17 protein-coding genes are annotated in these 22,114 nt (G+C 60.6%); 5 read left to right on the plus strand and 12 right to left on the minus strand.

Going from position 1 to position 22,114, the window contains the following annotated elements; all coding sequences use genetic code 11:
* Positions 1–147 precede the first annotated feature (147 nt).
* A complete protein-coding gene (gene rfaD / locus ACZ495_RS00175; protein WP_012625540.1) occupies positions 148–1,119 on the plus strand; it encodes an ADP-glyceromanno-heptose 6-epimerase in 972 nt (323 codons plus the stop codon).
* 332 nt (positions 1,120–1,451) lie between these two features.
* On the opposite strand, the gene ACZ495_RS00180 is transcribed toward rfaD, so the two are convergent.
* From ACZ495_RS00180 to ACZ495_RS00195, 4 genes are all read right to left on the minus strand, one after another.
* Positions 1,452–2,360 (minus strand): tRNA (adenine-N1)-methyltransferase, encoded by a 909-nt coding sequence (locus ACZ495_RS00180; RefSeq protein ID WP_464262443.1) that lies wholly within the window; start codon positions 2,358–2,360, stop codon positions 1,452–1,454.
* Positions 2,361–2,660: 300 nt separating this feature from the next.
* Positions 2,661–5,099 (minus strand): penicillin-binding protein 1A, encoded by a 2,439-nt coding sequence (locus tag ACZ495_RS00185; protein ID WP_012625538.1) that lies wholly within the window; start codon positions 5,097–5,099, stop codon positions 2,661–2,663.
* Between the two features lie 335 nt (positions 5,100–5,434).
* Entirely contained in the window at positions 5,435–5,752 is a 318-nt protein-coding gene (locus ACZ495_RS00190; protein WP_012625537.1) for a TusE/DsrC/DsvC family sulfur relay protein, read from the minus strand.
* Positions 5,753–6,003: 251 nt separating this feature from the next.
* Positions 6,004–6,663 (minus strand): CBS and ACT domain-containing protein, encoded by a 660-nt coding sequence (locus ACZ495_RS00195; protein WP_012625536.1) that lies wholly within the window; start codon positions 6,661–6,663, stop codon positions 6,004–6,006.
* A gap of 146 nt (positions 6,664–6,809) precedes the next feature.
* Between ACZ495_RS00195 and larC the strand changes: the two genes are divergently transcribed.
* Both larC and ACZ495_RS00205 read left to right on the plus strand, forming a co-directional pair.
* Entirely contained in the window at positions 6,810–8,006 is a 1,197-nt protein-coding gene (gene larC / locus ACZ495_RS00200) for a nickel pincer cofactor biosynthesis protein LarC (protein ID WP_072311473.1), read from the plus strand.
* A gap of 126 nt (positions 8,007–8,132) precedes the next feature.
* Entirely contained in the window at positions 8,133–8,732 is a 600-nt protein-coding gene (locus ACZ495_RS00205) for a hypothetical protein (protein ID WP_407844014.1), read from the plus strand.
* A 777-nt stretch (positions 8,733–9,509) separates the two neighbouring features.
* Here ACZ495_RS00205 and ACZ495_RS00210 read toward each other — a convergent pair.
* Genes ACZ495_RS00210 through ACZ495_RS00225 form a run of 4 tightly spaced genes read right to left on the minus strand, consistent with a single transcriptional unit; the run spans position 9,510 to position 15,604 of the window.
* On the minus strand, positions 9,510–12,509 hold the full coding sequence (locus ACZ495_RS00210; RefSeq protein WP_464262444.1) for an AIR synthase-related protein: 3,000 nt from the start codon (positions 12,507–12,509) through the stop codon (positions 9,510–9,512).
* A 25-nt stretch (positions 12,510–12,534) separates the two neighbouring features.
* Positions 12,535–13,500 (minus strand): polyprenyl synthetase family protein, encoded by a 966-nt coding sequence (locus ACZ495_RS00215; RefSeq protein ID WP_012625532.1) that lies wholly within the window; start codon positions 13,498–13,500, stop codon positions 12,535–12,537.
* Positions 13,501–13,508: 8 nt separating this feature from the next.
* Positions 13,509–14,285 carry a futalosine hydrolase gene (gene mqnB, locus ACZ495_RS00220; protein ID WP_464262445.1) on the minus strand — a complete coding sequence of 259 codons (777 nt, stop codon included), beginning with the start codon at positions 14,283–14,285 and terminating at the stop codon, positions 13,509–13,511.
* 5 nt (positions 14,286–14,290) lie between these two features.
* Positions 14,291–15,604 (minus strand): nucleotide sugar dehydrogenase, encoded by a 1,314-nt coding sequence (locus ACZ495_RS00225; RefSeq protein ID WP_012625530.1) that lies wholly within the window; start codon positions 15,602–15,604, stop codon positions 14,291–14,293.
* Between the two features lie 47 nt (positions 15,605–15,651).
* On the opposite strand from ACZ495_RS00225, the gene ACZ495_RS00230 reads away from it, so the two are divergent.
* Positions 15,652–15,849 (plus strand): DUF2065 family protein, encoded by a 198-nt coding sequence (locus ACZ495_RS00230; protein WP_012625529.1) that lies wholly within the window; start codon positions 15,652–15,654, stop codon positions 15,847–15,849.
* A gap of 431 nt (positions 15,850–16,280) precedes the next feature.
* On the opposite strand, the gene ACZ495_RS00235 is transcribed toward ACZ495_RS00230, so the two are convergent.
* From ACZ495_RS00235 to ACZ495_RS00245, 3 genes are all read right to left on the minus strand, one after another.
* Positions 16,281–16,952 carry a ubiquinone/menaquinone biosynthesis methyltransferase gene (locus ACZ495_RS00235; protein ID WP_394027823.1) on the minus strand — a complete coding sequence of 224 codons (672 nt, stop codon included), beginning with the start codon at positions 16,950–16,952 and terminating at the stop codon, positions 16,281–16,283.
* A gap of 84 nt (positions 16,953–17,036) precedes the next feature.
* The gene (locus tag ACZ495_RS00240; protein ID WP_012625527.1) at positions 17,037–17,207 is read right to left on the minus strand and encodes a hypothetical protein; all 171 of its coding nucleotides are present in this window, start codon (positions 17,205–17,207) and stop codon (positions 17,037–17,039) included.
* A 738-nt stretch (positions 17,208–17,945) separates the two neighbouring features.
* On the minus strand, positions 17,946–20,222 hold the full coding sequence (locus ACZ495_RS00245; RefSeq protein WP_464262446.1) for a hypothetical protein: 2,277 nt from the start codon (positions 20,220–20,222) through the stop codon (positions 17,946–17,948).
* 108 nt (positions 20,223–20,330) lie between these two features.
* Here ACZ495_RS00245 and ACZ495_RS00250 point away from each other — a divergent pair, with 108 nt between their 5' ends.
* Positions 20,331–20,624 carry a hypothetical protein gene (locus ACZ495_RS00250; RefSeq protein WP_464262909.1) on the plus strand — a complete coding sequence of 98 codons (294 nt, stop codon included), beginning with the start codon at positions 20,331–20,333 and terminating at the stop codon, positions 20,622–20,624.
* Between the two features lie 247 nt (positions 20,625–20,871).
* On the opposite strand, the gene ilvC is transcribed toward ACZ495_RS00250, so the two are convergent.
* Complete coding sequence (ilvC, locus tag ACZ495_RS00255; protein WP_012625525.1) at positions 20,872–21,873, minus strand: ketol-acid reductoisomerase; 1,002 nt, start codon at positions 21,871–21,873, stop codon at positions 20,872–20,874.
* Positions 21,874–22,114 lie beyond the last annotated feature (241 nt).

The following is a 22,114-nucleotide window of genomic DNA, read 5'->3' on the forward strand; positions in this document are numbered from 1 at the left end:
GTCCCCTTGGTTTTACAGATGCCGCATAGTGGCAAACTTGGCTGTCCGTGTCCAGAGGAAGGCGCGCGAACAGGATAAACACGTGGCGGGCCTTGCGGTTGCGGCCCGCACTGGCTACCATGCGCAAAGATGTAATGGAGGTGTCCATTGTACGTGATTACCGGTGGAGCGGGTTTTTTGGGCAGCGCTCTTTTATGGCAGCTTAACTGCATGAACATTGACGATATCGTGATTGTGGACAACCTGGCACGGAGCGATAAATGGCGTAATCTCGTCAAGCGCCGCTACGTGGACTATCTGCACAGGGACCAGTTTTACGATCTCATGCAGCGCGATGCCCTGCCCTGGAAGGTCAGCGGCGTGGTGCATCTCGGAGCCTGTTCGTCCACCACGGAAAAGGACGCGGATTTTCTGATGGAAAACAATTTCCATTACAGTCGCGACCTGTGCCGTTACACGCTGGACAAGGGGGGCCGCTTCATCAATGCCAGCTCCGCCGCGACCTATGGCGACGGTTCGCTGGGATTCAGCGATGACGAGCAGCTTGTGCCGCGCCTGCGGCCTTTGAACATGTACGGCTACTCCAAACAGCTTTTTGACCTATGGCTGCTACGCGAGGGCTTGCAGGCCGAAACGGCCAGCCTGAAATTTTTCAATGTTTACGGTCCCAACGAATATCACAAGGGCGATATGCAGAGTGTGGCTGCCAAGGCCCACCGGCAGATAGGCCAGGAAGGTTTGCTGCGGCTCTTCAGGTCCGACCGCCCGGATGTGGCGGACGGGGAACAGAAGCGCGATTTTGTTTACGTCAAGGACTGCACTGCCCTGATGGCCTGGCTGCTGGAACGCAACGATGTTTGCGGCATCCACAACGTGGGTACAGGAACCGCGCGCAGCTTTAACGATCTGGCGCAGGCCGTGTTTGCGGCCCTGAACCGGCCCTGCCATATAGAGTATGTGGATATGCCCGACAGCCTGCGGGGGCGCTACCAGCACTACACACAGGCAGACATGGCCTGGCTCGGGCAGGTAGATTGCCCGCTTGCATTTACACCGCTTGAAGAAGGCGTGGCAGACTATGTGAAGGGCTATCTGGAAAAAGAAGACCCCTATCTGTAGGGACCGGGTTTGCAGGCGCGGATTTTCTCCGGCTGCGGGTTGTGCCGTACCTGTATTTACGACCGGGACTGCGCCGCCGGGGCAACTGGCAAAGCCTCCCCCTTTCCGGGCCGTGCCTTTCTGCCAAAGAGCGCGCACTGCACCCGTTGAGGTATTCCGGTGTATTATACAGGAAGGGCCGAACATGGTTTTCCACAACATAAAAACCCCGCTCCCGGGCAGGCTCTGCGCGTTGTGCACAGTCCTGCCGGAGCGGGGTTTTTATTACATAATATCCATTTGTTGCGTGAAAAACATCATCGTGCCGGGTTTGCCCGCAACAGGGGCGGGCGCTATGCCAGATTCTGGTCTTCTGTCATATCCCGTGCGGCTGCGCCGTCCTGCGGGGCGGCGTTATCCAGCCCCAGCCGGGCCAGACGTGCGGCTTCCTGTTTGCGTTCACGTGTGCCGAGGGGCTTGCGCGATTCAAAGTCCTGATTGCGCTCCTGCTGGCGGGCAAAGACCAGAAAGCCCGTGTGGGCGTTCATGCGGTCTTCGGGGCGCAGGCGGTCGGCCACCGGCTTCCAGCGGCGAATGAGAATCTCGCAGACTTCCACATCCGCAAAGGGGCCGCGCTCAAGGCCCAGCAAAAGCTTGCTCACCTGATCCACTGTGGGCAGTAAAAAGCCGAAACTTGCGCCGGGGCGCACGGCCGCAAGTGCATGGTCCAGATATTCCCAGGGTGTGCGCACGTCCAGAAAGAGCGCGTCCGCGCCGGTAACGGCAAAGCCTTCGGCCACATCGCGGTGGTGCAGCTCCACGTTCTGGCCCACGCCTGCCCACTCAAGATTGCGGCGGGCCAACGCCATAAATTCTTCGCGGGCCTCGTGGCTGACCACGCGCCCCGTGGGACCGCAGAACCATGAAAGGCCTGTTGTCAGGCCCCCGGAGCCGCAGCCCGCTTCAATGATGGTGCGGCCCGGTCCGGCCCCTAGGCGCAGGCAGATATAGGCGATGTCTTTGGGGTAGATGATCTGTGTCTGGCGTTTGAGCGTCTTGAGGCGGTCATAAAGGGCAGCTTCCATGACCTGTATGGGCACTTGCTGGTTGGTGTAGATCACGCTGCCAAAGTCGCAGCGGGCCACATCAGCGGCCGACAAAGCGCCGTCATTGCTGTGCCAGTCCTGACCTTCGGTCAGTTTTTTGGTATAGCGGCGGCCCTTGGGGGTCACATAGACAACAAGAGAACCGTAGGGAATCATGAATTTCCTTTGTGTTGCGGCGCTGACGCGCGGTATCGGGCATCATGAGGGGGCCGTGCGGCCCCCCTCTGTAAAAACACGGCTCCGGTCTGCGCCGGGGTCAGGTTATTTCTGGCATGCTGATATTTCAGCAGCCTGCCCTGAAAGCAAAACTGTCCTATAGCATTTACCTTTGAGAATGTGCACTCTCAAAGCAAAGGCGCGCCCGCCGACGTTTAACAGCGTAAATACATTGCACTTGCGCCTCCACGGCGGGCGTCTGCCCGTGCAGCCGCCAGGCATTTTCACTTTGAAAATGCTTTAAAACATCTGGCGCATGAGGTCTTCGCCGCCCTGCGAGGTGTCCACCACGCTGTCATCCTCGGTGGTGGCAGCTGTGGCCGAAACGCCCTGTATGGGCATGTCGGTGCGGAAAGCAAGCCCGTCCATCATGGTGATGCCCTCGGGCATGGCAAAATCGTCTGCGGGGTAGCGGTCTTCCACCTCCACACGGTAATAGCGGAAGATGGGAGCGGCGGTGCGCCCGCCCTGTTCCAGACGGCCCAGAGACTGCAACTGGTCGTAGCCCACATAGACGCCCGTGACAAGGTGGGGCGAAAAGCCCACAAACCAGGCATCGTGTTCTTCGTTAGTGGTGCCGGTTTTGCCGCCGATGTTGAATCCCTGCACCCTGGCGCGACTGCCCGTACCCGCATTGACCACCTGCTTGAGCAGGGTTGCCATGATATAGGCGTTCTGCGGGGTGACGGCCTGCCATTGTTCCACGTTCTGGCGATAAAGCTCACGGCCCTGCGGATCACTTATGGAGGTGATGATGCGCGGGCGCACGCCAAGCCCCTTGTTGGCAAAGGCGGCGTAAGCCTGGGTCAGGTTGAGGGGGGAAACGGCCACAGCGCCGAGGCTGACTGAAAGTTCCTGCGGAAAGTGGGGTTCAAGCCCCAGCGCCTTGGCCCGCTGGATGACATTGGCAATGCCTACCTGCTGGGCGATGCGCACAGTGCAGGTATTGCGCGAGAGCGTCAGGGCCTGGTGCAGGGGCAGTTCGCCCTTGTAGTTCTTTTCATAGTTTGAGGGCCGCCATACCTCGTTGGTATAGGGGTTCACATAGACGAAGGGTGCATCAAGCACGGTGGAGGCGGCGGTAAAGCCCATATCCAGGGCCGTGGAGTAGACCACAGGTTTGAAGCTGGAGCCGGGCTGGCGGCGGGCCTGGGTGGCACGGTTGAAATGGCTGTCGCCAAACTGGTAGCCGCCAATAAGGGCCACCACATCGCCATTTTCGGCCTCTACCGAGGCAATGGCCCCCTGCACAGCCGGTTCCTGTTGCAGCAGCAAGGCGATGGGAGTGCCTTTTTTGGCAGTCGACGGGTCGAAGGGGATAGTTTTCTTTTCCTTACGGCCCTTGGCATTGGTTTCGGTAACCGTGGTTTCCGTAGCGGAAACCCAGATCAGGTCGCCGGGGCTGACCACAAGCCGGGCGTCCTTGACAGCCGGAGCGTAGATGCCCGCCACCCTGGGGTTGGGCTTGCGCGCCCACGACATGTTGCCCACAGGGATAAGGCCGGTATAGCCCTGCCCCAGGTTTACGCGGGCTTCTTTGGCGTCTGCTGCAACAACAAGGGCCTTGACCCAGTTGTTGCCTGCAAGGTCCAGGGGACTGAAGGCTTTTTGTGCCGGAAAGGCTTTTTGCTGTTCAGCATCCAGTTTTTCCAGCGGGCCGCGCCAGCCCTGGCGCTTGTCCAGCTCTTCCAGGCCCTGCCGCAGGGCTGCCCCGGCGGCGTACTGATGGGGTGGGTCCATGGCGGTACGCACGGTAAGGCCCGCTTCATACACATAGTCCACGCCGAACTTGTCCGTTTCAACCCCCAGCGCCTTAAGGTTCTGTTCCGTAAAAAATTCTATGAGCAGGCGGCGGGTTTCTTCAAGATACCACAGGGCCGCGCCCCCCATGCCTTCGGGCATGCTCCAGTATACCAGAGGTTCGGCGGCGGCTTTTTCGTATTCTTCGGGGCTGATCCATTTGAGGTCGCGCAGGCGGCCAAGAACGTACATCTGGCGATTTTTGGCCTCTTCCGGGCGGCGGAAGGGATTGTAAGTGCTGGGGGCCTTGGGCAGGCCGGCAATAACGGCGCTTTCAGCCAGGGTGATGTCCGAGGCGTGCTTGCCGAAATAGGTGCGCGCGGCCGCCTCCACGCCATAGGCGTGCTCGCCCAGATATATCTGGTTCAGATAGATGGTGAGTATCTGGTCCTTGGTGTAGGTTTTTTCCAGATCATAGGCCAGAATGGCCTCTTTCATCTTGCGGGTATAGCTGCGCTCGGAGGTCAGCAAAAGCTGCTTGATAAGCTGCTGGGTGATGGTGCTGCCGCCCTCGCCCTGCCGCCCCTTGCGAAAGTTGTTGATGGCCGCGCGCAGAATGGCTGTAGGGTCTACGCCCATGTGCCGGTAGAAAGCATCGTCTTCTGCAGCCAGAAAGGCCATGGGCAGAAAGCGCGACATTTCCTTGAGACCGATAACAAAGCGTTTTTCATGGTACAGCGTACCCAGTGTGGAGCCGTCCCGTGCCAGAATGACAGTAGCCTGAGGCTGCTTGTATTCTGCAATGCGGTTGATGTCGGGCAGGTCGCGTGAGGCCCAGTAAAACAGCATGACCACAGCGCCGCCGCCAAGAAGGCCGCAGACCAGCAGTATACTCACCAGCCAAAGGGTGAGTTTTTTCCATGACAGACGAATTTTCATGGCAGGGCGATACCGTTTTTTTGCCCCGGCGTAAAGTATGCGCGCGATCCCGCGCCGGGCAGGTTGTTGCGGATGGCGCGCCAGAAAAGCTTTTTGCCGGGGCCTGCACGGCAGGGGCGAAAAAGCATGGTGAAGAGATGAAGCAGAGCCGGATGCAGAAAGTACCTGCGCGGCGGAGCGTTATGCTCTGCATCTGAGGATAGTTCAGTTGCTGGCGTTTGCAAGCCCTGGCCGGACGTTTACAAAAAAATGTAAATTACAATTTACCCAATTTTTTGTAAAAATAAAAAGCGGAAGGTTTCCCTTCCGCTTTTTTTCCGAATGTAGTGGTCGGACTACACGCAGCCGGTGGGCTTGGGCAGGCCGGCCATTTTGCAGGCGCCCTTGCCGGGGCCGGAGGGGAAGAGTTCGTACACTTCCTTCAGCTTGTACCCGGTGTTTTTGGACAGAATACGGACCATGGGAGCGATACCGTTCTTCTTGTAGTAGTCCTGCAGGAAGTCAAGGATCTTCTGGTGGTCAGCGGTGATTTCGGAGATGCCTTCGGATTCCTTCACATAATCCATCCATTCGGGGCACCAGTCGTCAAAACGCAGAAGGAAACCGTCTTCGTCAACTTCAAAGCTTTTGCCTTTATAGGTGATCTCAGCCATGCGTGTGTCCTCCTTGGACAGATAGTACTCAACCTCGCCGGAACGATATGCTCCTGGCGCAGCCAACCGGGGTTACCCGGCCGAATTCCTCCAATGGGCGCGAAAGCATAATGCAATCACAACGAATGCCTTTATGCCATAAAAAAATTTTGATGGCAAGCCCCGGCAGCTTTTTTTGGTCTGCCCCACTGATTCAGTCAAGATTTTTTTTCAGCGATCCTGAAAGGATGAGCCAATCTTGATTGAGTTGATCAGGCATTTTGCCGAATGCAATACAGCACCCGGCCGAGCTTTGCAACCTCTTCCATCAGGGTATTTTCGGCCGCGGCGTTTTTAAGATCACGCACCCGGATAAATATGTGACGATTGCCATCTTCGTTACTTACGGTCAAAACAGACAGCAGGCGCGCGTTGTGGGCGCGCAGCAGGTCAAAGAGGGGGCGGGCCGTGCCGGGCAGGTCGGGCAGCTCTATGGCGAACTGGAGGCCGCCAAGGCGCGCGCCGGTGATGTCGACCAGGGCCTTGAAAACATCGTGGTCTGAAATAATGCCCACCAGCTTGCCGCTGTCTTCCACCACGGGCAACCCGCCGATCTTGTTGTCGAGCATGATCAGGGCCGCCTGCTCTACCGTGTCGGAAGGTTTGACGGTCATGGGGTTGGCCGTCATAATGTTTTTGGCCTTGAGCTCGGCGAGCAGGTAGTGCATTTCGTACATGTCGAGCGTGGTGGCCTTGGAGGGGGAGGCGTCACGCACGTCACGGTCAGAAATGATGCCGACCACACGGCCCTTGTCATCAAGCACGGGCAGGCGGCGGACATGGTGGTCCTTCATGAGCTTGCCCACCTTTAGCAGAGACGTCTCCGGGGTGACGCTCACAACATCGGTGGTCATCCAGTTTTGTACGGGCATGCTTCCCTCCGGTTTTTCGATACGTTTCAGAGTTGGGCGGCTGCGGAAGGCAGCGGCCTTTTTCTCTTTATACAACAACAGGCGGATGCTGCACAAGTGCGGCCGGCAGGGCGTCCGGCGCGGGGCGCGATGGAGATGGAGGCGTGATGGAAGTGTATCTGGATTGTAGCGGCGGCATCAGTGGCGACATGACCCTGGCCGCTCTGGCTCACCTGGGTGTGGATTTTGCGCCGCTGACGGCAGCGCTGGAAAAGGCGGGCATAGCCTGTGAGCTGGATATCCGTGAAGAGCTGAGGGCCGGGGGGCCGGGCAGGTGCGCTGATGTGCGCTGGCGGCAGGAAGAACAGCCTTTGCGTCATCCTGCGGATATTGCAGCCATCTTTAATGTTGTGGAGGTTTCCGTCGGAGTGCGCGCCCGCGCACTGGCCGTACTTGATGCCCTGACTGAGGCAGAGGCCCATGCCCATCAGATCCGGCCGGAAGATGTGCATTTTCATGAAGTAGGAGCCGTGGATACTCTGGTTGATATTCTGGGCGTATGCTACGGCCTTGAGTGTCTGGGCGCGCGCCGGGTTATCGCTTCGCCCCTGCCCTGGTTTTCCGGCACCACGGTTTGCGAGCACGGGCGCATCCCCCTGCCTGCTCCGGCCACGGCCTGGCTTTTGCGCGGCAAGCCTGTTTTTTCATCCGAAGGGGAAGAACCCTCCCGTCAGGAGCTTGTCACGCCGACAGGCGCGGCCTTGCTGCATGCACTGGCAGACGAGTTTGCCAATGGTCCCCGTGGCGTGCCATCGGCCCTGGGTACGGGCTATGGCTCACGACCGGCGGCGTGCGGCCTGCGCGCATGGCTTGTGCGCCCGGAAGCGGACTTGACCGGGGCAGACCACAGTATGGGCGGGCAGGAGGTGGTCAGCCAGCTTGAAACTCACCTGGACCATCTGACCGGTGAGGAACTGGGGCTGGCCCTCAGTGCGCTGGCCGAAATGCCTGAAGTGCTTGATGTGCTGTGGCTGCCGGGCGTGGGCAAGAAAAACCGGCCCTCCGGACTGCTGCGCGTGCTCTGCCTGCCCGTGCATGAGGATATGGCGAGCCGTGCTGTTTTGCGCCACACCCATACCCTTGGTCTGCGCCGCCAGCGTGTGGAGCGCCTTGTTTTGCCCCGGCGGGGCGTAAGCACGCGCCTTGCCGGACAGGATATGCCCGCCAAGCTCTACGAGATCGAGGGGCGCAGCTATGTGCGCCCCGAGGCCGGGGCCGTGGCGCGGGCCGCGCGTGCAGAAGGCCTGGGAGCACCCGCCCTGCGCCTGAAGCCCGAAGCCGGAGAAGGCGGCCCTGTTGAATAGAAAATTCAAAAAAAAGAGCAATAGTTACAATAAGAAACCCCGCAATACGCAAAGAGCTCTTGCGTCCGGAACTGCATAGGCATATGGAAGCTCAGGGCATTGCGCCCTTCAAGGAGGATTACCATCATGACCATGCAAAATCTCTGGCGGCCTTTGGGGTTGTGCGCCCTGGCCGCGGCCCTGTACATCGGAGTTCCGATGCAGGCCCATGCGGACAGTTTCCGTATGCAACCGGGTACACAGCTTGTGGCCCGTAATGACCAGCAGACGGACAGGGGCAGGAGCGCTGACGCACGGGGCAGCTACAAAAAAGATGCCAAGGCGGCTAAAAGCACTGCCAAAAGCAGCGCGAAAGCCAATGGCAAAAACAAGGTTAAAAATGACGGCAAGACCGGCATAAAGAACGGCAGCGCCAAGGGCAAGGCTGTAAAGGGTGCGTCTAAAGCCGGAAAAGGCGCGACCTATGCCAAAAATGACGCTAAAAAAGCCGGCAAACCACATCAGGCTGCCCGTCCCGCAGGCAGCAAGAGCCAGCGTGGTGACAAGGCCGTCCATCCCGGCGGCAAGCCCGGCAACGGCAACAGGGCAGCCCGTTCTGCAGAACGGCCCGGCAAGCGTCCCGAGCCCCGTATGGAACGCCCTGAGCCCCGTCAGGACAGGCCGCACAATGGTCTTGACGGTCAGCGTCGCGGCCCGCAACACTATGACGGTGACGTGACCAACTAGGGCAACGGGCATTTGCATGCTTTCATGGCCTCCGTTTGGGCTGTCAGGGGCTGTGCCCCGGGGGCCGTACTGCACTCATCCCGGGGCATTCCCGGGGGAGGGAATATGCTGCAGCCACGAAGGCTGTGCTGTTTTTGCCGTGGGCTTCCCCGTGCTGTCCGGCGACCTCCCTTCGCACCGTGCAGCGGCATTAACGAAGCTGGTCTGGCAGGCTTGGACTGTGAACAGCAGGGACACCCCGCCAGTTAGCTGTATCGCAAGGCCCCGGATGGCCCCGGTTGCCGGGAATCCTGATTTCTGAAACGCATGGCCGTCAATGATAACAGCCCTCCGCAGTCTGCCTGCGGAGGGCTGTGTGTTTAGTGGCAGTTGGGCGGCCGGCATGTGCCTGCGGCGCGGGTGTTTTTACGGCAGGTTTCCGGTGGTGCAACTGCCCGCTCCTTGGGGATGGCCTGTGTTGCCGCCTTGACCCGTGCGCCAATCCATATAAGCTTTTCCACGGGCCGTGCATGGCCCGCAGTCATTAAAAAGGAACAGAGCCTTGCCTGAACAGACTCCCCGGAAAAAGCATTGGTCCGTGGTTGAATACCTGCACGAATCTGTAAGAAACCCCGGTAGACGCGGACAGTTAGAGCAGATGTAAAGCAGCAGCGCGTTATGAATGCAAGGCCGCCGCAAGATTTTTCTTGCGGCGGCCTTGTATATGGCGGTGTTTTCAGCGCATCCGGGAGGAGGGGGGCAGCATGCCTGCATCCACACCCTGTCCGGCGGCTGTGGTTACCAGTCCAGAGTCACCTTGAAGGCGCGGGCCAGATCATCCACACGTTCGTGGGCAATGACGCTGTCACCGGACTTCATGGTCAGATGACCATCGCCGGTCACCGTGCCGATGCGGGTGCATATCTGCCACTGCCCCAGAGCGTCAAAGATCATGGCCAGATCCGGTTTGACACTCACAAGCAGGCGGCTGGCGCTTTCGCTGTACAGCAGTTCCGTCTTGTTCATGGCCTGGAAGGCAGGCACGGCGTCCAGATTGAGTTCCGCGCCCAGACGGCCGCCGATGCACATTTCAGCCAGGGCAACGGCCAGGCCGCCGTCCGAGCAGTCGTGGCAGGCGGAAATGGCGCGCTGCCCCATGAGGGCGGAAACAGCGCGGTAGCGCGCCATGGCTGTTCCGGCATCCACGTGCGGCACACGGCCGCCCTTGAGGCCCAGCTCATCGGCGGCTTCACTGCCCGCCATTTCGCGCCATGTGCCGCCAAGCAGATAGATATGGTCGCCTTCTTTCTTGAAGTCCGAGGTCTGGGTGGCGGTAACGTTACGGATGACGCCCAGTATCGAAAAGAGCACCGTGGGCGGAATGGAGATGCGCTCGCCGCCGCCGGTGTAGTCGTTCTTCATCGAGTCTTTGCCCGAAATGCAGGGAACGCCGAAGGCAAGGCTGAACTGCCGCAGGGCGCGGCAGGCGCGCACAAGCTGCGCCAGCTTGTAGCGGCCGTCCGGATTGGTGGGGCTGACCACCGGGTCGCACCAGCAGAAGTTATCCACCCCGGCCAGGGCGTCGGGGTCCGCGCCCACAGCCACGGCATTGCGTATGGCCTCGTCCATGGCGTTGGCCATCATCCAGTAGGTATCATACTCACTGAATTTGGGGCAGATGCCGTGGGAGATGACAAGGCCGGCATCGGATTCCAGCAGGGGGCGCAGCACACCCGCGTCGGCCGGGCCGTCACGCTTGACGCCCACCAGCGGCTTGATGACACTGCCGCCGCGCACTTCGTGGTCGTACTGGCGGATGATGTATTCCTTGGAGCAGATATTGAGGCGGCTGAGCATGCGCTTCAAAAACGCACCCTGATCGGCATCGGCCATATCCACGGTGATTTCTTTAACTTCCGGTGTTTTCCACACGGCTTCAAGCTCAAGCTGGGGCACCCCTTCGTGCATGAAGCTCATGGGCATGGAGGCCACAATGCGGTCATTGTAGCGCACTTCAAAGTAGCCGGACTCGGTGAAGGTCCCCAGGGCGGTGGCTTCCACGTCCATACGCGCGGCTAGGGCCATGAACTCGTCCAGCTTGGCGGGCGGCACGGCCAGGGTCATGCGCTCCTGCGCTTCGGAAAGCAGGATTTCCCACGGGCGCAGGCCATCGTATTTAAGGGGAGCTTTGGCGATATCAAGCACACAGCCGCCCGTATCTTCGGCCATTTCGCCCACTGATGAGGACAGGCCCCCGGCGCCGTTGTCGGTAATGGCGTTGTACAGGCCGAGGTCGCGGGCGCGTATGATGAAATCATACATTTTGCGCTGGGTAATGGGGTCACCGATCTGTACGGCGGTGGCGGGGGAGCCTTCGTGCAGCTCTTCGGAGGAGAACGTGGCTCCGTGGATGCCGTCCTTGCCGATGCGCCCGCCGGTCATGACGATGAAGTCACCGGTTTCGGCTTTTTTGTACCAGCCGGGGCGGCCGTGCAGCTCAGCCGGGATAATGCCGACCGTGCCGCAATAGACCAGCGGCTTGCCCAGGAAGCGCTCGTCGAAGACAAGGGAGCCATTGACCGTGGGCACGCCGGACTTGTTACCGCCGTGCTCCACACCTTCGCGTACGCCTTCAAGCACGCGGCGGGGATGCAGCAGGCGCGGGGGCAGGGGCTTGTCGTGAAAAGGCGAAGCAAAGCAGAACACGTCTGTATTGCATACCAGTTCAGCGCCCATGCCCGTGCCCATGGGGTCACGGTTGACGCCCACAATGCCTGTCAGCGCACCACCGTAGGGGTCAAGCGCGGAGGGGCTGTTGTGGGTTTCTACCTTGATGCAGGCATCGTAGCCGTTGATAAAGGCGATAACGCCCGCATTGTCCTTGAACACGGATTTGCAGTAATCGTTTTCGCCCATGCGCTCGCGCAGGATGGCCGTGGCATCGCGGATGCAGGTCTTGTAGAGGTTGTCCACCACTTCGCGGCGGCCGGTATCCTCATCGGTATACTCAATGCGCGAGGCAAATATCTTGTGTTTGCAGTGCTCGGACCACGTCTGGGCCAGCACTTCCATTTCCACGTCTGTGGGATTGCCGGGCAGGTCGAGGGCCTTGCGGCGCCGGGCTTCTTGCGGCGCGGAAAACTGGTCGCGGATGCAGTGCATTTCCTTGAGGTTCAGCGCCCAGGTGTTGGAGCGGCTGGCCTGCATGAGGGCTTCATCATCCATGTCGGAAAGGCCGATGGTTTCCACCGTATCGTTGGATTCGCCGGTAACCTGGGCGGCCTGCGCCTCAAAACCGGGATTGGCCTGCCATTCATCACGGCTTTTGATGCGATAGCGCTGGATAAGGGTGTTGCACAGCAGGTCGCGGGTCAGCGTATCCACTTGCTCGCGGCTGAGCGGGGCGGCGGGATCGTTGACAATGCGGTATTGCACAGCCGTATATACGTGCAGGGAGTCGCGCGGTACGTCCAGCACCATGGCGGCCGTGTCGCGGGCGGTGCGGGCTTCGTTATCCGTCACGCCGGGGCGAAAGCCCACTTCCACATACCAGTCGGGCGTGGGATCTCCCGAAGGCAGTGGCTCAAGGGAGGCTGCCTGCAGGATGGGATCGTGCCAGATGCCTTCGTCAAGCAGACGTTTTACCTGGGATTCACTGAATCCTTCGGCCGTGAATACCTTGATCTGGCGCACTGAGCCTGTGGAAAGGTCAAGGGCCTTGCGCAGGTGCTGGGCCGTTTTGCGGCCTTGTGTATCGTCCAGTCCGGCGTGCAGGCCGGTTTCCACCCGGTAGAGCATTGGTGCTTCCTCGTACGGTTACAGCTTATTTTTTTCTGTCGCGCACATAGTCGGTCATTTTAAGCATGACCTTGCGCTCTGGTCTGTCGGGCAGGCTATGCAGGGCACGCCTGGCCGCATCAAGAAAAGTGTCGGCCTGGCGGCGCACTGCCGTGTCAAAACCGGCCTCGCGTATGCGCAGGGCAACGGATTCGGCATCGGCCGCGCTCATGGCAAAGCCGGCAAACGCCGCGTCAAAGGCTTCGCGTTCTGCATCGTTCAGGCTGTCGCGGTAAAGACGCAGGGGCGGCGTCAGCTTGCCCTCGCGCACATCACCGCCTGTGGGTTTGCCTGTGGCGCTTTCGGGCGCAAAGTCCAGCGCATCGTCCACCATCTGAAAGGCCATGCCCAGGTTTTCGCCGTAGGCCGCAGCCGCAGCCACGCTCGCCTCATCAGCTTCGGCGGCCAGTGCGCCCATTTCACAGGCGGCGCGGATGAGCCACGCTGTCTTGCCGCGCACGATTTCTTCGTAATGCCCGGCGCTTGTATCCACGCGGCCCTGGGCAGCGATTTCAAGTATCTCGCCTGCGGCCGTGCGGCTGGTGGCCTCGGAAAAGCAGCGCGTAAGGCGCGGGTCGCCGCGCCGGGCCACCTGCGCGTTGGCCTCGGCCAGCAGGGCATCGCCCGCGAGGATCACGCTGGACACATTGTACAGGGTGTGGGCGGCGGGTTTGCCCCGGCGGCTCATGGCATTGTCCAGCACATCGTCGTGCAGGAGGGTGGCCGCATGCAGCATTTCAAGGGTGACGGCAAGGTCGTGTATGTCTTCACGGTCATGCCCGAGCAGGCGGGCGGTCAGCACGGTGAGAAGCGGGCGCAGACGTTTGCCCCCGGCTTCAAAAATGTGCCGCGTTACCGGACGCACCGGTTCGGGCAATACCTCCACAGCCCGGTCAAGGGCGCGGTTGATGGCCGGAAGTTCCAGGGCAATGCGTGCTTTGAGTTGAATCATTTCACTACTCAGATGAGGTTAAGGGCGGGTAGCACCTGGGCAAGGGCTCGCAATGCGCCGGGAAAATCTTTTTCCTCTCTGGCGCGGGGGCCCACCTTGTTGGACACGCTGCGTACTTCCACACAGGCGATGCCCTGGCGTGCGCAGGCATAAGCCACGGCAAAGCCTTCCATATTTTCCAGATCAGCCTGATAGCGGCTCCGCAGATCCGCCGCGCGCGCAAAGCTTGCACTGACGCCCGCCACGGTCAGCGAGCGGCAAGGGGCCAGTGTGCCGTCATCACATCTGCCCCCGAACGGCGACAGGGCCTCAACGCCGCAAAGCGGCAGGCGGTCACGCACGGCCTCTCCTTGCGGGGGCTGCCACTGCGGAAAACCAAAAGCCCCGGCAATAACGGTCTGGCCGTCATGCAGGCCATATTCCGGCCATATTTCCTCCTGCACCAGGCAATGGGAAAGCAGGGGGTGGCTTGCAAGGTCAAAAGCTCCGGCAAGGCCCACATTAAGCACTGCGCTTATGGGAGAGCCTTCGGCTTCGGCGCGGCTCAGGGCATGCCCCATGGCAAGGGCCGCGTTAACCGGGCCGATACCTGTAAGGCAGCACAGTGCCGCGCTTTTTTTAAGCTGTACAGGCCAGAGCCGCATTTCGGGCCATGCCGTGGCATCCGCAGTATACCTCTCGGCCCCGTGTGCTCCGCCATGCCCCCCAGACGCGGAAGGCGGGGCAAAATCCGGCAGAAGGCCCCCCAGTTCCGGGCCAGTGGCAGCGCAGATGAGCAGGCTCACGCGGTTTACAGCCTCCAGTAATCTATGCCCGCGCTGCGCATGGCAGCGGGGTCGAGAAAGCTTTTTACGTCCAGCACCACGGCCTTGTCCGGCTGGGCGAAAAGACTTTTTATGGCATCGGGGGATAATACCTTGTACGCATCGTGTCCCACTGCCAGGATAAGAGCGTCCAGGTCGCGCAGGTCGCTCTGCGGCAGCAGGGCCTGGCCGTACTCGTGCAGGGCTTCGGCGGGATCGGCCTCGGCATCGCTCACGAGCACCTGCACGCCGTAGTCTTCAAGTTCGCGGATGACGTCCACCACGCGGGTATTGCGCAGGTCCGGCACGTTTTCCTTGAAGGTAAAGCCGAGAATGCCCACGCGCGCGCCGCTGATGACGCGGCCGCTCTTGATCAGGCGTTTGACCGTGCATTCGGCCAGGTATTTGCCCATGTTGTCATTGATGCGGCGGCCCGCCAGGATGACCTCGGGGTGAAAACCCAGTTCTTCTGCCTTGTAGGTGAGATAGTAGGGGTCCACGCCAATGCAGTGGCCGCCCACAAGACCGGGCCGGAAGGGCAGGAAGTTCCACTTGCTGCCCGCGGCCTGCAGCACTTCAAGGGTATCAATGCCGAGGCGGCCGAAGATGATGGCAAGCTCGTTCATGAGTGCGATATTGAGGTCGCGCTGGGTGTTTTCGATAACCTTGGCGGCCTCGGCCACCTTGATGCTGGAAGCGCGGTGTATGCCCGCCGTGACCACAGAGCCGTAAACCTGAACGAGCAGGTCCGTGGTAGCGTCGTCGGAGCCGGAAACAACCTTGGTGATGGTTTCAAGGGTATGTACCTTGTCGCCGGGGTTGATGCGCTCGGGCGAGTAGCCCACGGTGAAGTCACGGCCGAATGTGAGGCCGGACTCGCGCTCAAGGATGGGGACGCAGATTTCTTCGGTAAGACCCGGATATACGGTGGATTCGTACACCACCACGCAGCCCTTGCCCATGTGGCGCCCCACGGTGGTGCTGGCTCCCACCACGGGAGTCAGGTCCGGCGAGCGGTGATCGTCTATGGGGGTGGGAACAGCCACAATAATGACGGCGGCCTCCCTGAGGTCGGCCGGGTCGCAGGAATAACGCACATTGGCGGCCTGCAGCCTGTGGTCGTCCACTTCGCGTGTGCGGTCGTGCCCGTCTTGCAGTTCCTTGATGCGCGGGGCGCTGATATCAAACCCCAGTACGCTCATCTGGCGCGAGAGGGCAACGGCCAGGGGCAGACCCACATAGCCGAGGCCGACGACGGCCAGGGTTTCTTTGCCTTGTTGCAGGGCCTCGAATGTCACCATAATTTCATTCCTTTACAAAACAGGCTTTTTTCGTCACCAAGAAAAGCATGGACTTTGATATCGAACTTTTTTTCCGCGCCCTGGGCCTTGCCATCGTGCTTGAGGGACTGTGCTGGACGCTTTTTCCCGGTGGCATGCGCCGGGCTTTGCTGAGCATTCTTCCCCTGCCCGAAAGCCGTTTGCGTGTGGTCGGGCTGACGGCCCTGGCCCTGGGGCTGCTGGTCGTCTGGCTGGCTTCACGCTAGAGCATTTCACAGTTGAAATGCTCTACAAGGATTTGTCTCCAAATCCTTGTCGTCAAATAATTGCAGGGCGGCTTTGCCGATCGTTCCGCAGTCATTTGAAGCGTTAATTGCCTCTAGGCAGGGCACTTGTGCGCTCAAGCGCCGTAGTGAGCGCCGTAAAAACTTTGAGAAGTATATTCTCGAAGCTGCGATATTCCTGTGCCTGCCGGGCAACCTCACGCAAATATTGCTGTCTGTCGTGCCGTAGAGAAGCCGGTGCTGTCATACGGCACTGCAAAGAGGCCCGGGTATTTTCTGCCCCCTTCTGCTCCTGCGGGCAAGCTTCATGCCCAAAAGGCTGCGTCTGTCGCATCAGCCCGCATAGAGCCATTATGCTTTTTACCGGTTTTCGGGCGGTCACCGTACAGCCCGGGATCGCCTGTGCCGGACGCCTAGCGGGCCTTTTCGCCCACATGCAGGCAGACAATACCTGACGTGAGCTTCTGATACCATGCCTTGCTGAATCCGGCTTTGCGCATTTCTTTTTCCAGCTCAACGGCAGAGGGAAACGCGCGGATAGTGTCCGCCAGGTAGGCATAGGCTGCGGGATCTTTGGAAAACATACGGCCCACACGGGGCAGCAGGTGGTTCAGGTACACATTGTACAGGCCGCCCCAGATGCGCTCGCGGCCGGAGCCGAACTCCAGGATACAGGCCCGCCCGCCTGGGCGCAGCACACGCAGCATTTCGGCAAAGGCCGTTTCACGCGGGATGATGTTGCGTATGCCGAAAGCGATGGTCAGGCAGTCTACCGAGGCATCGGGCAGAGGCAGGCGTTTGGCATCGGCCGCCACGGGCAGGATGCGCCGGGCATTGTCGCCCTTGAGCTTGCGGCTGCCCTGCACCAGCATGGGAGGGCAGAAGTCCAGCGCAGGCACGAGAGCCGTGGGGTACTGGCGGCGGATGGCCAGGGATACATCCAGGGTTCCCGCAGCCAGATCGAGCACCACACCGCTTTCACCCATCCGCACGTTGCGCGCCAGCACCTTGCGCCAGTGCTGGTCAAGGCCCAGGCTGAGAACGCGGTTGAGCAGGTCGTAAAAGCGTACAATGCGGCCGAACATGCCGGCCACGGCAGCATCATGTGAGGGCACGGGAGACGGGGACGAAGCCCTGTCCTGCTGCCCGGAAAGCCGAGAAGAGTCCACTTATTTACCCTTGTTGTCCTGATCCGCGTCAACACCGATGGCCGTGCAGACCACCCGGTAGACAGAGGGAAAGACCTCTGCAAAATTGCCGGGCGAAACCGTGCGTGTTTCAATAAACTTGGCGGTCAGTTCCTTGGCCACCTGCAGGGCTTCCTTGCGATCTTTATCCATACGGTCCTCGTGCCTCGTTACTGCCGTCCGGCCGCGCTGCCGGAAAACAAAACCCGCCCTTTGGGGAATGGCCATGACCCACAGCGGGCATTGCCTGGACGGGAAAAAGAACGGAAACGAAAGCCCCCGCCCCCTTTTTTATATACGCACCGGGCATGTTCCCGGTTTGCTGCATGGCACTACCCGTGGGCAGGCGCCCGCACGACTGTACCTGTGGCATGGCCTGTGCCGTGCTTCGCGGTCAGCTCGGTCGCTAAAAATACACCACCCCGCCAGGCTTTGGTCTTGAACAAAACCGCATGCGGCGAACTTGGTGGGCAACTGTCCCATGCAGGAGAAATCGCGCAAGAGCATATGCGTTCCGCCTCTGCTTGGCAAGCCTGCCGCCGCCAGGACGGCACGGTTTGCCAGGCAGGAGCCGACCGCACCTGTGTTTTCGCACAGGGCAAAAACACAGGTTAGCGACACAGCCCCTCTTGACGCCGTGGCACTTTGAAATGCCTGCACGCAGGTGGCGCCTCTCTGCTGCTTTTGCCTGCAGATTCCTTTCCACCGTAACGGCTGAAGCCTGCCTTGCAGACATGGCTTTGCGGTATTTTTCCCCGTACCGCTTGTCGCCAGGGAAATGCCCGGCAGGCCTGACACGCTTTACGGTGCGAATTTTTGCAAAAAACCGCACCAGGCAGATTGCCATTGCCAATGATTGTCCGCTCTTTTGCCCGAGCGCAGATCTCTTTGCTATGCCTCGCTTTCCAGCAGACGGGCGATTTCTTCGCGTAATATGCGGGCTGCCGCGGCTGCCGCAGATTTTTCCACCTGCTCGTTGAAGCGGGGTTCAAGACCGTCCAGCCGTTCTTCTATGGAATCCAGGCGGGCTGAAGTGCCGCGCAACATCAGGTCTGCATTGTCCAGACGCTCTGCCAGGGCGGGGTCTTCGCTGGGGCCGGAAGCAGGAGCCTGCCCGGCAGTCTCCTGAAGCGCCGATTGTGCGGCCTGCTGCGCGGCTTGGGCAGCGGCAGCCTGTATGGCGTCCATGAAGCGTTGGTGCAGGGGATGGCCCGGTTCAAAAAGGGCTTCGGCCAGTGCCTCGGCAGTATCCGGACCGGCGCTGCCTTGCTGCATGGCGGCCCCGGCTGTTTCTTCTGCATTGCGGGCTGCTTGCAGGGCCTCGTCTACAGCGCGGGCAGAATCTCTGCCAACAGCGCGGGCCGTATTTTGCGCTTCCTCGGCGCTTGCCTGGGCCAGGCCGGCTGCCTCGCGCGCTTCATCCGCAAGGGCGCGGGCCTGTTCTGCCGCTTCACGGGCTTCAGCCATGGCTGACTCCAGAGCGCTCGCGCGCTCTTCGGCCTGGCGCAGCAGTTCCTCGCACTGGTCCAGGCGTTCAGCAAGTACGTCGGCGACCGGGGCAGGGGGAGGATCTGCTACAGCTGCTGCATCGGCCGCATCGGCAACATGTGTGCTCTCTGTGGCTGCCGGTTTTTCCGTATTTTCCGTATAGGGCGTTTCGGCCGGGGCCTCCGCGGCATTTGCAGTGGCCGCCGCTGTGCCTATGGTGTCTATGGTTTCTGTATGGTCATAATTGCCAGCAATGTCAGGAGAATCCACGCCTTCTTCGCTCACGCCCATGTGGGGCTGCTCGGTGGGGAGCGTTTCTTCCGTCTGCCGGGCGGGCGGGGCTTCGGCGTCCGTCGCGTCCGTCACGCCCGGGAGCGGGGCGGTAGCGGCTGCTGCGCCTCCGGCGGCTTCGGCCAGCAGGGAGTCAATATCCAGATCTGAAAGCGGGGCCTGGGGCGCGCCGGAGGTCGCGTCCTGCGTCATGGGCTGGGCTGTGGCTTCCGGCTGTGCGGGTGGCTCTGTAACAGGCAGTTCTGTCGTTTGCGGAGCTTCTTTTGTAGCCGCAGGGGCGGCCGGAGCAACCTGTTCGGGCTGTGCTGCGGGTTGCTCCGCAGCTTGCGCGGTATTGCCTGCGGGGGTGTCCGTCTTTTCTGCCACTGTGTGCGCGCTTTCGCGTTCTTCCGCATCCGCGGCGGCCAGCAGGGCATCCAGGTCAAAGTCCAGTTCCTCGGCGCCGGTCTTCGCAACGGCGGGTTGCCCCGTGCCCGGAATGTCCGGGGCGGGGTTGACGGCGGCCAGCAGTGTGTCGAGGTCTGCGGCAAGCGCTTCGGGATCGAAGGGCGTGTCTGTTTCCGGGCCGGAGTCCGGCAGGGGCGCAGCGTCATTGCCGGAAGCGGCGCTTGCCTGCGGGGCAGCGGCCGGCGATCCGGGGGGCGTCGGTGCGGGCTGTGCCGTCGGGCGTTCTTCGGTTGCGGCGCCTGGAGCGTCATTTGCGGCTTTGCCCGCATGGGCGGGAGCGGCGTGCCATGCCGCGGGATCGCTTGCGCTGAGCAGGGCTTCCAGTTCGTCAGAAATAACAGGCTCCGGCACGGTTCCGGCGGCCAGCAGTTCATCCACATCCGGCGTGTCGGCGTGTGTGCCGTTTGCAGCGGTCTCAGGCCGGGCAGCGGTGGGGCATGCGGCTCCCGTCAGGCCGTCCAGCATCTGGTCCACGGCTTCATCCGTGTTGCGGGGCGACGGAGTCGCCGTGGAGCGTTGCGGAGGCTGTGGTGGAATATCGAGAGAATTCAAAAGATTGTCGACGTCTCCCATGCCGGGCATATGCAGCTTTTCGTTGGGGTCCACAATATGACCATCAGGCGCAACGCCAGTGCCTGAAAAAGCAGGCTCATCGTCTTGCGGAGCCGCAATATTGTCTGTGTCTGCGGGTGGCATCTCGCCTTCGGCGGGAATGTCTTCACTATCGTCCCTGGCTTCCATCTGCGCCAGCAGATCGTCAATTTCCGCATCGGCCTGGCGGCCTTCTTCGTTCAGGCTGCGCATGTGCGAATGCAGACCGCTCTGATCGTCATCGGTGGGAGCGGGGGCGGCCTCGTCGGTTGCCGGAACCTCGCCTTTTTCGATAAGTTCTGTCAGGTCGATGATTTCTTCTGTATTTTCATGGGCGTTTTGGGCAGCCATGCGCGACCTCATGGGGTTAGGAACAATCGGCTTCGGGGCCGGAAGGGCGGGATTTGTCGCCAGTATGCGGTATGGTGGCCGCTGGCCGTGCCAGCCGGAGCGAAACACGTGCAAAGCCACGGTTTTTCGTATCAGGTTATGAGAAAAGACGCAAACATGCAGCGCTCGGGCGTGACGGCGTTGCCTGTCCGCAGGCTGTATGGCAGGCTTACGTGGGACGGCATTGCAGGATATATGTTTTTTGCACAATACATCACGGTTGCAAGGGCCGGTACGTGCACCGCCGGGCAAGTGGGAAGAACAAAAGAGTTTGCAACCATCCCGCCGCAATATTTTACGGCAGGATGCCGCGCAAATAATCGGCCGCCCGGAGGGGCGGCCGATTATTTGCAGGTGGCCTGATCAGGCATTGGAGCAATTAGCGCTTCAAATGATTGCTTAACGGTCGGCAAAGCCGCCCTATAATCATTTGGCTACAAGGATTTGTCTCCAAATCCTTGTAGCGCATTTTATCTTTGAATAACGTGTACAGGCGCTAACGCTGCACTTTCGTACAGCGCATCGTAACACAGCGTGGATTCTGCCGGAAAATGCAGTTTCCGGCAGAATGGCAACTTTGAAATACTCCATATTTCAAAGTTGATCCGTTCTAGTCTTTTTTGTCTTTCTTGAGCCAGGGCATCATGCTGCGCAGCTCTTTGCCCACCTTTTCGATCTGGTGCTCGGATTCATTGCGGCGGGTGGTAAGGAACATGGGGTACTTGGCGCGGGCTTCAAGAATGAAGTTGCGCGCGAATACGCCGCTCTGGATGTCCTTGAGCACGGCCTTCATTTCTTTTTTCACTTCATCGGTGACAAGGCGGGGACCGGTGACATAGTCGCCGTATTCAGCGGTATTGCTGATGGAGTAGCGCATGCGCGAAAGGCCGCCTTCGTACATGAGGTCCACGATAAGCTTCATTTCGTGCAGGCATTCGAAGTAGGCCATTTCGGGCTGGTAACCGGCTTCTACCAGGGTTTCAAAGCCGGCCTTGATCAGGGCGGAAACACCGCCGCACAGCACGGCCTGTTCACCGAAAAGGTCGGTTTCAGTCTCTTCACGGAAGGTGGTTTCAATCACGCCGGAGCGCGCGCCGCCAACACCCTTGGCATAGGCCAGGGCCATCTGAAGGGCTTTTCCGGTAGCGTCCTGCTCAATGGCCACGAGGCAGGGTACGCCGCCGCCCTCGGTGTAGGTGCGGCGCACCAGATGCCCCGGTCCCTTGGGCGCGATGAGGAACACGTCCACATCCTTGGGCGGCTGGATCTGCCCGAAGTGGATGTTGAAGCCGTGGGCGAACAGCAGGGCCTTGCCCTTGGCAAGGTTGGGCTTGATGTCGTTTTCGTAAACGGCAGCCTGCACTTCGTCGGGCAGCAGAAGCATAATCAGGTCGGCCTGGGCGGCGGCTTCAGCGGCGGAAACAGGATTGAAGCCGTGTTCCTTGGCCAGTTCGTAGTTGGCGCCGCCGGGGCGCTGGCCCACCACAACCTTGACGCCGGAATCGCGCAGGTTCTGGGCGTGGGCGTGGCCCTGGCTGCCGTAACCGATGATGGCGACGGTTTTATCCTTCAGGAGATTAAGGTCGGCATCCTGATCGTAATAAACTTTCATCTGAACTTCCTCTGAGATCACTCACGGTTAAACAAAATTGTATTTCTTTCCACCGGTGGGAAAGAACGTGGGGCCTGGACATAAGCGCCGGGCGTTGTTGCGCCCTCTGGCGGCAGCGCGCTGTCAGGCGGCTGCAGGTGCGGGAGCGGAACTGCCTGCACGCAGGGCCGGCCCCTGGGGATAAGGGGCGCAGGCGGCCTGCGCCGCCCCATGCCGGAGAGGGCCTTGTGGGCCGTCAGGC

The sequence above is a fragment of the Desulfovibrio sp. GTC20076 genome (assembly GCF_055385905.1).